Annotated in this window: 9 protein-coding genes; 5 read left to right on the top strand and 4 right to left on the bottom strand. The window is 55.8% G+C overall.

The annotated features are described in order from the left end of the window. The first annotated feature begins 2 nt into the window (after positions 1–2). The gene (gene rcsB, locus ACWYRJ_RS01290) at positions 3–653 is read left to right on the top strand and encodes a response regulator transcription factor RcsB (protein WP_003859405.1); all 651 of its coding nucleotides are present in this window, start codon (positions 3–5) and stop codon (positions 651–653) included. 89 nt (positions 654–742) lie between these two features. On the opposite strand, the gene rcsC is transcribed toward rcsB, so the two are convergent. Next, positions 743–3,589 (bottom strand): two-component system sensor histidine kinase RcsC, encoded by a 2,847-nt coding sequence (rcsC, locus tag ACWYRJ_RS01285; RefSeq protein ID WP_127731758.1) that lies wholly within the window; start codon positions 3,587–3,589, stop codon positions 743–745. A gap of 135 nt (positions 3,590–3,724) precedes the next feature. After that, positions 3,725–6,361 (bottom strand): DNA topoisomerase (ATP-hydrolyzing) subunit A, encoded by a 2,637-nt coding sequence (gyrA, locus tag ACWYRJ_RS01280; protein ID WP_111965289.1) that lies wholly within the window; start codon positions 6,359–6,361, stop codon positions 3,725–3,727. Positions 6,362–6,507: 146 nt separating this feature from the next. Between gyrA and ubiG the strand changes: the two genes are divergently transcribed. From ubiG to yfaE, 4 genes are all read left to right on the top strand, one after another. Continuing rightward, positions 6,508–7,236: a bifunctional 2-polyprenyl-6-hydroxyphenol methylase/3-demethylubiquinol 3-O-methyltransferase UbiG gene (gene ubiG, locus ACWYRJ_RS01275; protein WP_133294841.1), complete on the top strand. Its 729-nt coding sequence runs from the start codon at positions 6,508–6,510 to the stop codon at positions 7,234–7,236. Between the two features lie 347 nt (positions 7,237–7,583). After that, positions 7,584–9,869 (top strand): class 1a ribonucleoside-diphosphate reductase subunit alpha, encoded by a 2,286-nt coding sequence (nrdA, locus tag ACWYRJ_RS01270; protein ID WP_045908710.1) that lies wholly within the window; start codon positions 7,584–7,586, stop codon positions 9,867–9,869. Between the two features lie 49 nt (positions 9,870–9,918). Then, entirely contained in the window at positions 9,919–11,049 is a 1,131-nt protein-coding gene (gene nrdB / locus ACWYRJ_RS01265; protein ID WP_111965288.1) for a class Ia ribonucleoside-diphosphate reductase subunit beta, read from the top strand. Beyond that, positions 11,049–11,303, top strand: coding sequence for a class I ribonucleotide reductase maintenance protein YfaE (yfaE, locus tag ACWYRJ_RS01260; protein WP_008500234.1), 255 nt, complete (start codon positions 11,049–11,051; stop codon positions 11,301–11,303). Before nrdB ends, yfaE begins: the two co-directional genes overlap by 1 nt. A gap of 24 nt (positions 11,304–11,327) precedes the next feature. Here the strand turns inward: yfaE and glpQ are convergent, their stop codons facing one another. Then, on the bottom strand, positions 11,328–12,380 hold the full coding sequence (gene glpQ / locus ACWYRJ_RS01255; RefSeq protein WP_455507279.1) for a glycerophosphodiester phosphodiesterase: 1,053 nt from the start codon (positions 12,378–12,380) through the stop codon (positions 11,328–11,330). An 11-nt stretch (positions 12,381–12,391) separates the two neighbouring features. Then, positions 12,392–13,744 (bottom strand): glycerol-3-phosphate transporter, encoded by a 1,353-nt coding sequence (gene glpT / locus ACWYRJ_RS01250; protein WP_032659131.1) that lies wholly within the window; start codon positions 13,742–13,744, stop codon positions 12,392–12,394. Positions 13,745–13,994: the final 250 nt, after the last annotated feature.

Raw genomic sequence — 13,994 nt, 5'->3', positions numbered from 1 at the left:
ACATGAACAATATGAACGTAATTATTGCCGATGACCATCCGATTGTACTGTTCGGTATTCGCAAATCACTTGAACAGATCGAGTGGGTGAATGTAGTCGGTGAATTTGAAGACTCTACAGCACTGATCAATAACCTCCCAAAGCTTGATGCACACGTGCTCATTACCGACCTCTCCATGCCTGGAGACAAATACGGTGATGGGATCACGCTCATCAAATATATTAAACGTCACTTCCCGGATATCTCGATCATTGTTCTGACCATGAACAACAACCCGGCGATCCTGAGCGCGGTACTGGATCTGGACATCGAAGGGATTGTGCTGAAACAGGGTGCACCGACCGATCTGCCAAAAGCGCTCGCAGCGCTGCAGAAAGGCAAGAAGTTCACGCCTGAAAGCGTTTCTCGTCTGCTGGAAAAAATCAGCGCGGGTGGCTACGGTGACAAACGCCTGTCTCCGAAAGAGAGTGAAGTTCTGCGCCTGTTCGCAGAAGGTTTCCTGGTGACCGAGATTGCCAAGAAGCTGAACCGCAGTATTAAAACCATCAGCAGCCAGAAGAAATCAGCGATGATGAAGCTGGGCGTGGACAACGATATTGCACTGCTGAACTATCTCTCCTCCGTCACGCTGAGCGCAACGGACAAGGATTGATCCCGACGGGTGTGCGGCCTGATGCCCTCACCCCATCCCTCTCCCACCGGGAGAGGGGGAAAAACATAAAAGGCCCTTGCGGGCCTTTTTTATATTCTGGTTTTTCTCACGCGCTCCGCGTAAATCGACAAGGTCTGCTTCAGCACGTCCAGCGTCACCGGTTTGGACAGACAGCTGTCCATCCCTGACTCAAGACAGCGCTGCTTCTCTTCCGCCAGCGCGTTCGCCGTTACGCCCACCACCGGCAACGTCAGGCCAAGCTGCCGGATGCGCTGCGTCAGACGGTAGCCGTCCATGTTAGGCATGTTGACGTCACTCAGCACGATATCAATATGATTCTTACTCAGCACGTTCAGCGCATCCACGCCGTCATTGGCGGTTTTGCACTGATAGCCCAGCGATCCAAGCTGGTCAGCCAGCAGGCGACGGTTAATTGGATGGTCATCCACCACCAGAATCATCATATCGTCATTCACCGACGCCAGAGACTCCGGTGACGGCAATCCGCCCGCGCCGTCGCTCTCTTCCAGTTCCACTTTGTAGATGCGCGCCAGCAGGCTCAACAGCTCGTGTGGGGTTGCGACACTGTGTACCCATTCTCCTGGCGCACGCTCAACCGGGATACCGATGTGCCGACGGCAGAAGAGCACTGACCCTCTCCCCTGCCAAGGAAGCTCCAGCATCTCGTCGGCGATCAGCACATCGTCCACGTCCGGCGTTTGACCTTCATAGCGGCACACCCTCACGCCGCTGTGGGTAAGCAGCGCCGTCAGATAGTCATTCAGCGAGGCGTTATGCACCGCCAGCCAGCAGCGCTTGTCGCTCAGCCCGTCTACCGTCGCTTTAGCCGGATATTGCGCCGAATAAAGCGGAATGCGAATGGTGAACTGGCTGCCCATGCCGGGCTCGGTATCCACGGAGATATCGCCGTCCATCATGCTGACGAGCTTCTCACAAATCGCCAGCCCCAGTCCGGTTCCCTGGAAGTTACGCTGCACGCCGGTACCGACCTGGAAGAACGGGTCGAACAGACGAACCACCTCCTTCGCCGGGATGCCGACCCCCGTGTCGCGCACGCGAATGCTCAGGTAATCTCCTGCCCGGCAGACGTGCAACACAATACAGCCGGTATCGGTGAATTTGATGGCGTTGCTGAGCAGGTTAGAGATGACCTGCTGCAGGCGCATCGGATCGCCGTGCAGCGTCAGCGGCACGTCCGGTTCGATAAAGCAGTAGAGCCCCAGCTGTTTACGCACGACCAGCGGCAGATAGTTGGCGCTGATGTGGTTCATCACCTCGCGCGGTGAGAATTCCCGCGGCTCAATTTTCAGCTGCTCAGACTCAATTTTAGAGAAGTCGAGAATATCGCTAATGATTTTCAGCAGCAGGCTGGAGGAGTTGTTCATCGCCGTCACCAGTCTGTCGACTCCTTTCGGCAATTCCTTCGTCTGCAGCAGATCGAGGTTACCGATAATCCCGTACAGCGGCGTACGCAGCTCGTGGCTTACGGTCGCAAGGAACATGGATTTCGACTGACTCGCCTGCTCTGCGGCCTGCGCCATCTCCTGTAACGACTCTTCCATTTTCACGCGTGCGGAAACATCCACCAGCACGCAAATCGCCACGTTTTCATTGCGATAGCGGGAATGCACGAAGCTGATCTGCAGATTGGTGTGCGTACTGGTCAACACGTCGACGAAGTTAACCTGCTGGCCGCAGATAATTTGCGTCAGCCTCTGCCGGTCTTCATGCGTCAGCATATTCAGGTAGTTATGCGCCAGTTCATTACTCAGGATATTGGTTCCGTCCTGGGTACGCAGAATACAGATCCCCACCGGCGCCGAGGCGACAATCTTGCGGTTAAACTGCTCGTGTTCCTCGAGCCGCTGGGCGTCGCTTTCTGCGGGAATAAAGATTTTCCGCTCATACATGCGCGCCAGCGTGAACAGAGCGCCCCCCGCCAGCAGGTTCAGCAGAATCGCATTCATGATAAGAATGCGTATCCGCTCAAGCACCATATCCACCGGCAGCGAATAGACGATACTCAGCGACGAAGGCGGCAGGCTCTTCTTCAGGACCAGCTCGCGGAAACCCGAGGTATAGCCAAACCACGACCGCTCCTGCATCCAGTGTGGTTCGACGTTTAGACGGTTATCGGGCCCGGCAAGCGAGATCAGTTGATGACCATTTTCATCCAGAATGGTCACCCCCATTGGCAGGCTCCCCGGGGTGAAGAAGTTCTCCATGCGAATGGTCTGCTCAATCCCCATCAGCGCCTGCAGGCGATTGCCCAGATAGACCGGCGTCAGGGCGTAAAAATAGCCCACGCCCGGGCGCGGACCCTGGCTAACCCAGAAGATGTTATTCCCGCGCTCGTCCTGCGGCGCATTGCGGTATTTCACAATACGTTCATGCAGGCTTTTCAGCGCATCATCACGCTCAACGGGCACATCGCGCAGGCCAAAGTCAGCCATGCAAAGATTCTCGCTGCCAATCAGGAAGACGCGGTTCAGGTCATAGGCGGCGGAGAAATTGTCGCGCCAGTAGCGCATAAACCAGGCAAGGGATTCCAGCGACCCGCGCCAGGTATTGCTCATGGTGGAGCAATCGGAATCCGGGAACAGCGGCTGGAAGTCCGGGACCTCGGTTTTGTCATCACGCCCGCGAAGCGCAAGGATGCCGTTTTCCGCCGTCAGACGATTTTCGGCAATATACTTCAACTCCTTCATGACGTCAGACGTTCGCTGAATGTAGCGCTGGGCCTGGTCGGAGCTTAAGTTAAACTCCTGGCGGATCTCCGCTTCTTTCTGGTGCAGGGCGTTAACGATGTAAAACACCGAGAACAAGGCCACCAGCAGCCAAAGCAGGAGCGCCAGCGCCCGAAACAGATAGCGAGAGACTTTCAGCGTAGTACGAAAGGAGACGAGGTATTTCAAGGGGGCGAGGCTCCGCCGTCGGGGTCAAAAGAATGTGGTTAAGGTAGCGGTAAACGCGCCAGGTCGCAACGTTCACTTATCTGCTAATGCAAAAGAAAAGGGCCGGAATCCGGCCCTTTTTTGCATCAGGAGGCATTACTCGTCAGCGTCATCCGCTACGTCATCGTCGGTGTCGGCTTCCGGCGCGATATCATCATCGCCTTCCGCAACGCTGCCGTCGATGGAGTCGAGCTCTTCGTCATCCACCGGCTCGGCAACGCGCTGCAGACCCACCACGTTTTCATCTTCCGCTGTACGGATGAGGATCACGCCCTGGGTGTTACGACCCACCACGCTGATCTCAGACACGCGGGTACGCACCAGCGTACCGGCATCGGTGATCATCATGATCTGGTCCGCATCGTCCACCTGCACCGCGCCTACAACGGAACCGTTGCGCTCGGTCACCTTGATGGAGATAACGCCCTGGGTGCCGCGAGACTTGGTTGGGTATTCCCCTTCCGCCGTACGTTTACCGTAACCATTCTGCGTCACGGTCAGGATAGCCCCTTCACCGCGCGGAATAATCAGAGAAACAACGCTGTCTTCGCCAGCCAGCTTGATACCACGCACGCCCGTAGCGGTACGGCCCATTGCACGGACGGCGTCTTCTTTGAAGCGCACCACTTTACCGGCCGCAGAGAACAGCATGACTTCATCAGATCCCGAGGTCAGATCCACGCCAATCAGCTCGTCGCCTTCGTTCAGGTTCACGGCGATAATACCGGCAGAACGCGGACGGCTGAATTCGGTCAGCGCGGTTTTCTTCACGGTACCGCTGGCGGTCGCCATAAAGACGTTCACGCCCTCTTCGTACTCGCGTACCGGCAGAATAGCGGTGATACGTTCGTTCGCTTCCAGCGGCAGCAGGTTAACGATTGGACGACCACGCGCGCCGCGGCTTGCTTCCGGCAGCTGATAGACTTTCATCCAGTACAGACGACCGCGGCTGGAGAAGCAGAGGATCGTGTCGTGGGTGTTCGCCACCAGCAGGCGGTCAATAAAGTCTTCTTCTTTAATACGTGCTGCAGATTTGCCTTTACCGCCACGACGCTGTGCTTCGTAGTCCGTTAACGGCTGATACTTCACGTAGCCCTGGTGAGACAGGGTCACAACAACGTCTTCCTGGTTGATCAGGTCTTCGATGTTGATGTCCGCGCTGTTGGCGGTGATTTCGGTGCGGCGCTCGTCGCCGAACTGATCGCGGACCAGCTCCAGCTCTTCGCGGATCACTTCCATCAGGCGCTCTGCGCTGCCCAGAATGTGCAGCAGCTCAGCAATCTGTTCCAGCAGCTCTTTGTATTCGTCGAGCAGTTTTTCATGCTCAAGGCCGGTCAGTTTCTGCAGACGCAGATCCAGAATCGCCTGGGCCTGCTGTTCCGTCAGGTAGTACTGACCGTCACGCACGCCGAATTCAGGTTCCAGCCACTCAGGACGCGCCGCGTCATCGCCCGCACGTTCCAGCATCGCGGCGACGTTGCCCAGATCCCACGGACGGGAAATCAGCGCAGTTTTCGCTTCTGCCGGGGTTGGCGCACGACGGATCAGTTCGATGATCGGGTCGATGTTGGCCAGCGCAACCGCCAGCGCTTCAAGGATGTGCGCACGATCGCGCGCTTTGCGCAGTTCGAAGATGGTACGACGGGTCACCACTTCACGGCGGTGACGGACGAACGCGCTCAGGATCTCTTTCAGGTTCATGATCTTCGGCTGACCATGGTGCAGCGCAACCATGTTGATACCGAAGGAGACCTGAAGCTGAGTCTGGGAGTACAGGTTGTTCAGGACGACCTCACCCACCGCGTCGCGTTTGATCTCAATCACGATGCGCATACCGTCTTTGTCAGACTCGTCACGCAGCGCGCTGATGCCTTCAACACGTTTTTCTTTTACCAGCTCGGCGATTTTTTCAATCAGACGCGCTTTGTTCACCTGATACGGGATCTCGTGAACAATAATGGTTTCACGGCCGGTTTTAGCATCCGCTTCCACTTCGGCGCGGGCACGGATGTAAATCTTGCCGCGGCCGGTACGGTACGCTTCTTCAATGCCGCGACGACCGTTGATGATCGCCGCCGTCGGGAAGTCCGGGCCCGGAATGTGTGTCATCAGCCCTTCAATGCTGATGTCTTCATCGTCGATATAGGCCAGGCAGCCGTTGATCACTTCCGTGATGTTGTGCGGCGGAATGTTGGTTGCCATACCGACCGCGATACCGGAAGAACCGTTAACCAACAGGTTCGGGATCTTGGTTGGCATCACATCTGGGATGCGCTCGGTGCCGTCGTAGTTATCGACGAAATCAACGGTCTCTTTTTCCAGGTCGGCCATCAGCTCATGAGCGATTTTCGACATACGGATTTCCGTATAACGCATCGCCGCAGCGGAGTCGCCGTCGACTGAACCAAAGTTACCCTGACCATCTACCAGCATGTAGCGCAAGGAGAATGGCTGCGCCATACGAACGATGGTGTCATAAACGGCGGTATCACCATGCGGGTGATATTTACCGATGACGTCACCGACGACGCGGGCAGATTTTTTATAGGCTTTATTCCAGTCATTGCCCAATACGTTCATGGCGTATAGTACGCGACGGTGTACCGGCTTCAGGCCATCGCGGACGTCCGGCAGCGCACGGCCAACAATGACCGACATCGCATAGTCCAGATAGGAGCTCTTCAGCTCTTCCTCGATGTTAACCGGTGTAATTTCTCTCGCAAGGTCGCTCATCTAACCGCTATCCCTCTACTGTATCCCGGATTCAAAGGTCGCAAATTATAACACAGCCGAGGTGATTGAGGTAAACCTATACGCTTTATTCACGGGGATTGCCTGATATACTCCTTTGTCTTGCTAAATAAGGAGTAAAAGCGCCCATGAATGCCGAAAAATCCCCGATGGCTCACAACGTTGACCACGAAGAGATTGCCAAATTTGAAGCGGTGGCGTCCCGCTGGTGGGATCTCGAAGGTGAGTTCAAACCGCTGCATCGCATTAATCCGCTGCGTCTGGGCTATATCGCGGAGCGTTCCGGCGGCCTGTTCGGTAAGAAAGTGCTCGACGTCGGCTGCGGCGGCGGCATCCTCGCGGAAAGCATGGCGCGCGAAGGGGCGAACGTCACGGGCCTGGATATGGGCTTTGAACCTCTGCAGGTTGCCCGTCTTCATGCGCTGGAGTCTGGCATACAGGTAGACTACGTGCAGGAAACCGTGGAAGAACACGCGGCAAAACACGCCCATCAGTACGATGTGGTGACCTGCATGGAGATGCTGGAGCACGTACCCGATCCGCAGTCGGTGGTACATGCCTGTGCAAAACTGGTGAAGCCGGGCGGCCAAGTCTTCTTCTCAACCATCAACCGTAACGGTAAAGCGTGGCTGATGGCCGTCGTTGGCGCGGAGTATGTACTGCGCATGGTGCCGAAAGGGACGCACGACGTGAAGAAATTCATCAAGCCTGCGGAGCTGTTAAGCTGGGTTGACCAGACGTGGCTCAAAGAGCAGCACATCACCGGCCTGCACTACAATCCGCTAACCAATAAATTCAAACTCGCACCGGGCGTTGATGTTAACTATATGTTGCACACAACCGCCAAAAACGACTAACGTCATTCGTTATTCTTATAAAGATTGCGCGACATCATGTTGCGCAATTCTGACCTCCCGTTGAAGAAATCAGCACTCGATCAAATTTTGAATTTTTTTTCTTAATTATTGACATGTCTTCCAGGCCTTACGGTACGAGGACTTAGCCTTTTTTACCCTTTCACAACCTCAATTTAACGCCAAAATCAACCCTTGTGCTGAAAAGATTCGATACTAGAATACTCACCATATAGCGTTTTTCTTATCGCAAACCCCCTACATGTAGTATTTATCCACAGAGTTAGTCACAAGACGGATCTGTGGATAAACGGGGGATATTTTTTATTTCACGGACAGGTAAAACCCACATGAATCAGAGTCTGCTGGTGACAAAGCGCGACGGTACTACCGAGCGTATCAATCTGGACAAAATCCATCGAGTTCTCGACTGGGCAGCAGAAGGACTGAACAACGTATCTATCTCCCAGGTTGAACTGCGCTCCCACATTCAGTTCTACGACGGCATCAAAACGTCTGATATCCACGAAACGATCATTAAAGCAGCGGCAGACCTCATCTCCCGCGAAGCACCGGATTATCAGTACCTCGCTGCACGTCTGGCGATTTTCCACCTGCGTAAAAAAGCCTACGGCCAGTTTGAGCCGCCGAAGCTTTACGATCACGTGGTGAAAATGGTTGAGCTGGGCAAATACGACACGCATCTGCTGGAAGACTATACGGAAGAAGAGTTCGAGCAGATGAACGGGTTTATCGATCACTGGCGCGACATGAACTTCTCCTACGCGGCGGTGAAGCAGCTCGAAGGCAAATACCTGGTTCAGAACCGTGTAACCGGTGAGATCTACGAAAGCGCCCAGTTCCTCTACATTCTGGTGGCAGCCTGCCTGTTCTCTAACTACCCGCGTGACACCCGTCTGGATTACGTGAAGCGTTTCTACGATGCGGTATCCACGTTCAAGATTTCTCTGCCGACGCCGATCATGTCTGGCGTGCGTACCCCAACCCGTCAGTTCAGCTCCTGCGTACTGATCGAGTGTGGTGACAGCCTGGATTCAATCAACGCCACCTCCAGCGCCATCGTGAAATACGTCTCCCAGCGTGCCGGTATCGGCATCAACGCCGGTCGCATCCGTGCGCTGGGCAGCCCGATTCGCGGCGGTGAAGCGTTCCACACCGGCTGTATCCCGTTCTATAAACACTTCCAGACGGCCGTAAAATCCTGCTCACAGGGCGGCGTGCGCGGCGGTGCTGCGACCCTGTTCTACCCGATGTGGCACCTGGAAGTGGAAAGCCTGCTGGTTCTGAAAAACAACCGAGGCGTGGAAGGCAACCGCGTGCGTCACATGGACTACGGCGTGCAGATCAACAAGCTGATGTACACCCGTCTGCTGAAAGGCGAAGACATCACCCTGTTCAGCCCGTCCGACGTCCCGGGCCTGTATGACGCGTTCTTTGCCGATCAGGACGAGTTCGAGCGTCTGTACACCAAATACGAAAAAGACGACAGCATCCGTAAGCAGCGCGTGAAGGCAGTAGACCTGTTCTCCCTGATGATGCAGGAACGTGCCTCTACCGGCCGTATCTACATCCAGAACGTTGACCACTGCAACACCCACAGCCCGTTTGATCCGGTGGTTGCGCCAGTGCGCCAGTCTAACCTGTGCCTGGAGATCGCCCTGCCGACCAAACCGCTGGAAGACGTGAACGACGAAAACGGCGAAATCGCGCTGTGTACGCTGTCCGCGTTCAACCTGGGCGCGATTAAGAGCCTGGACGAGCTGGAAGAGCTGGCCGTGCTGGCGGTTCGTGCGCTCGACGCCCTTCTGGACTACCAGGATTATCCAATCCCGGCCGCTAAACGCGGTGCGATGGGCCGCCGTACCCTGGGTATCGGCGTGATCAACTTCGCCTACTGGCTGGCGAAAAACGGCAAGCGTTACTCTGACGGCAGCGCCAACAACCTGACGCACCAGACGTTCGAAGCGATTCAGTACTACCTGATGAAAGCGTCCAACGAGCTGGCGAAAGAGCAAGGCGCGTGCCCGTGGTTCAACGAAACCACCTACGCGAAAGGCATTCTGCCAATCGACACCTACAAGAAAGACCTGGATGCGATTGTCAGCGAGCCGCTGCACCTCGACTGGGAAGGCCTGCGCGAGTCCATCAAGACTCACGGCCTGCGTAACTCCACGCTCTCTGCCCTGATGCCGTCTGAGACCTCTTCGCAGATCTCTAACGCCACCAACGGTATTGAGCCACCGCGCGGCCACGTCAGCATCAAAGCGTCGAAAGACGGCGTGCTGCGTCAGGTGGTACCGGATTACGAGACGCTGGGTGACAACTACGAGCTGCTGTGGGAAATGCCAAACAACGACGGCTACCTGCAGCTGGTGGGTATCATGCAGAAGTTTATCGACCAGTCGATCTCTGCCAATACAAACTATGACCCGACGCGCTTCCCGTCAGGCAAGGTCCCGATGCAGCAACTGCTGAAAGACCTGCTCACCGCCTACAAATTTGGCGTGAAAACCCTGTACTATCACAACACCCGTGATGGTGCGGAAGACGCGCAGGACGACCTGGTACCGTCAATTCAGGACGATGGCTGCGAAAGCGGCGCATGTAAGATCTAATGAAGGGCGGGGATATCCCCGCCTTTATTTCGTAAGACAGGACACACTCATGGCATATACCACCTTTTCACAGACGAAAAACGACCAGCTCAAAGAGCCGATGTTCTTCGGCCAGCCGGTCAACGTGGCACGCTACGATCAGCAAAAATATGACATCTTCGAAAAGCTGATTGAAAAGCAACTCTCCTTCTTCTGGCGTCCGGAAGAAGTGGACGTATCCCGCGACCGTATTGACTACCAGTCGCTGCCGGATCACGAAAAACATATCTTCATCAGCAACCTGAAGTACCAGACGCTGCTGGACTCTATTCAGGGACGTAGCCCTAACGTGGCGCTGCTGCCGCTGATCTCGATTCCTGAGCTGGAGACCTGGGTGGAAACCTGGGCATTCTCCGAGACCATTCACTCCCGCTCTTACACGCACATTATCCGCAATATCGTGAACGATCCGGCGGTGGTGTTTGACGATATCGTCACCAACGAGCAGATCCAGAAGCGCGCGGAAGGCATTGCCCACTACTACGACGAGCTGATCGAGATGACCAGCTACTGGCACCTGCTGGGCGAAGGCACCCACCACGTGGATGGTAAAACCATCACCGTGAACCTGCGCGCGCTGAAAAAGCAGCTGTACCTGTGCCTGATGAGCGTCAACGCTCTGGAAGCGATCCGCTTCTATGTCAGCTTCGCCTGCTCCTTCGCCTTTGCCGAGCGCAAGCTGATGGAAGGCAACGCCAAAATCATCCGTCTGATTGCCCGTGATGAAGCCCTGCACCTGACCGGCACCCAGCACATGCTGAACCTGCTGCGCAGCGGTACGGACGATCCGGAGATGGCTGAAATCGCTGAAGAGTGCAAGCAGGAGTGCTACGACCTGTTCGTGCTGGCCGCTCAGCAGGAGAAAGAGTGGGCAGACTACCTGTTCCGCGACGGCTCCATGATTGGCCTGAACAAAGACATCCTGTGCCAGTACGTTGAGTACATCACCAACATCCGCATGCAGGCTGTTGGTCTCGACCTTCCGTTCCAGACGCGCTCTAACCCGATCCCGTGGATCAACACCTGGCTGGTGTCCGATAACGTGCAGGTTGCGCCGCAGGAAGTGGAAGTGAGCTCTTATCTGGTCGGTCAGATTGATTCTGAAGTCAACACCGACGACCTGAGCAACTTCCAGCTCTGATGTCACGCGTCACGTTAAGTCTTTCCGGCACTGAGGTACTGTGTCGGGAGGAGCACCCTTCTCTGCTGGTGGCGCTTGAGGCGCATCAGGTAGAAGTAGAGTACCAGTGTCGTTCCGGCTACTGCGGCTCCTGCCGCTGCCGTCTGGTCGCCGGCCAGGTGGACTGGCTGACCGAGCCGCTGGCCTTTATCAATGAAGGGGAAATTTTGCCCTGCTGCTGCCGGGCAAAAGGCGATATAGAGATCGAGATGTAAAAAAGGGCCTTACGGCCCTTTTTTCTATTTTAAGAACGTCACCGCTTTATCCGGGAAATCCGTAAACAGTCCGTCCACGCCCGCCTGCTTATACAACACTTCATAAAGCTGATTCACGTCCGTGGCATATGGCGGCAGTTGGTCTGCACGCACGGTATACGGGTGCACCTGCATCTTGCTGGCGTGCGCCTCTTTCACCATCGCAGTCAGCTTCACGTGACCAGGCGTTGAACCTTCCGCCACCAGCATGTGGTAATCCGGCCCGATGCCGTCGGCGTACTGCGCAATCTGCTTCATCGCGCCCGGCTTAAACATCCAGTCGTAATTGTAGTTCACCCACGTTCCGTCCGGCTGCTTCTCCTGGGTTTCATTCCAGTCGGTATAGGCAATCAGCTGCACCAGATTGAGATCCATCCCCATCTTCGGCTCCAGCTCGGTTTTGATGCGTTTCAGCTCGGCGGCATCAAAACACTGCAGGTAAACTTTGTGCTTCTTGCCGGTGTAGCCGAACTGCTTCAGCACCTCGAGCGTCTTCGCGGCAATATCTTTTCCTTCCTGATGGTGGAACCACGGCGCTTTGATTTCCGGGTAGATGCCGATATTTTTACCGGTTGAGTGGTTCAGCCCCTGAACAAACTCAATCTCTTCCTGGAAGGTATGAATGCGAAAGTCAGATTTACCCATCGGGAAACGTCCCGGATAGACCTGCACCTTCTTGCCGTTTTCAATCTCAAAGCCCTCGGTAAACTTCAGGGAACGGATCTCCGCCAGCGTGAAGTCGATGGCATAGAAGCGGCCATCTTTGCGCGCGCGGTCCGGGAAACGATCCGCCACGTCCGTCACGCGGTCAAGATAGTGATCGTGCAGGACGACCAGCTGGTCGTCCTTCGTCATCACCAGATCCTGCTCCAGGTAATCCGCACCCTGCGCATAGGCCATCGCCTTCGCCGGCAGCGTATGCTCCGGCAGATAGCCGCTGGCGCCGCGGTGGGCAATAACAATTTTATCCGCCGCCAGCGCGGAGCCTGTCATCAGGCCCGCCAGCAGCAGGCCGGTTGTTACGTAAGATAATTTCATCGCAATGCTCCTTATTGACGACGCGCCAGCACTTCCGCGTGGTGACGTTTCTCACCGATCATCACAACAATCAGCAGCAGTACCGCCAGCACGCTACCGCCGATCATCACCATAAAGCCGCCGTCCCAGCCGAAGAAGTCAACGGTGTAGCCCACGATGGCGCTCGCCGCGACCGAACCGCCCAGGTAGCCGAACAGGCCGGTAAAGCCCGCCGCCGTGCCCGCCGCTTTTTTCGGCGCCAGCTCCAGGGCATGCAGACCGATCAGCATCACCGGACCGTAAATCAGGAAGCCGATGACGATCATGCAGGCCATATCTACTGATGGGTTGCCCGGCGGGTTGAGCCAGTACACCACGGTAGCAATGGTCACCAGGGTCATAAAGAAGACGCCCGTCGCGCCGCGGTTACCTTTAAACACCTTGTCCGACATCCAGCCGCAAAGCAGCGTGCCCGGGATCCCGGCATATTCATACAGGAAATAGGCCCAGGAGGACTTATCCAGCGCGAAGTGCTTCACCTCTTTCAGGTAGGTCGGGGACCAGTCCAGAATGCCGTAGCGCAGCAGGTAAACGAACACGTTCGCGACCGCGATGTACCACAGCAGCTTGTTCGGCAGGACGTACTTCATGAAGATCTGTTTTGCGGTCAGCTCTTCTTCGTGCTCCTTGCTGTAATCATCCGGATAGTCGTTTTTGTACTCTTCAATCGGCGGCAGGCCGCAGGACTGCGGCGTATCGCGCATCAGCGCGAAGGCGATAATCGCCACGACGATTGCGCCAAAGGCAGGCATATAGAGCGCCGCATGCCAGTCGTTGAACCAGGCCATCCCCAGCAGGAACAGCAGAGGCGGAATACCGCCGCCCACGTTATGGGCGCAGTTCCACACCGACACGATGCCGCCGCGCTCTTTCTGCGACCACCAGTGCACCATGGTACGCCCGCACGGCGGCCACCCCATCCCCTGGAACCAGCCGCAGAGGAACAGCAGCACGAACATGATGGCAATGCTGGAGGTAGCCCACGGCACAAAGCCCATGAACAGCATGACCGCGGCCGCCAGGATCAGACCGGCGGGCAGGAACACGCGCGGATTCGAGCGATCCGACACGGAGCCCATGATGAATTTGGAAAAACCGTAGGCGATGGAGATCCCCGACAGCGCGAACCCCAGATCGCCACGGGAAAAGCCCTGCTCCACCAGATACGGCATGGCGAGCGCGAAGTTTTTACGTACAAGGTAGTACGCCGCGTACCCGAAGAAGATCCCCAGGAAGATTTGCCAACGCAGACGGCGATAGAGCGGATCTATTTCTGCCTCTGGCAGACGCGCCCTGTGCGGCGCAGGTTTGAAGATACTGAGCATAACAGCCTCCGTGGCCTTGAAATGAATGAGCAGGTGGCTCGCACCTGAATTCCAGAGGCGGGGATGTTAAGAAATCACGGTGATTGTTACTGTGAATCAACGCACAGATTGTTACAGAAATATGACAGAATGCGCAAAAAGGCGCATGAAATCACGTTTCACTTTCGAATTCCGCGCGTTTATGTTCGAAATCAAACAAACCACAAAATTAATATGGCTAAATGATAAAAAACGAACATAGAGGGTAAAC

This window comes from Enterobacter sp. (assembly GCF_977039595.1).
This window is presented reverse-complemented; position numbering and strand designations above follow the sequence as displayed.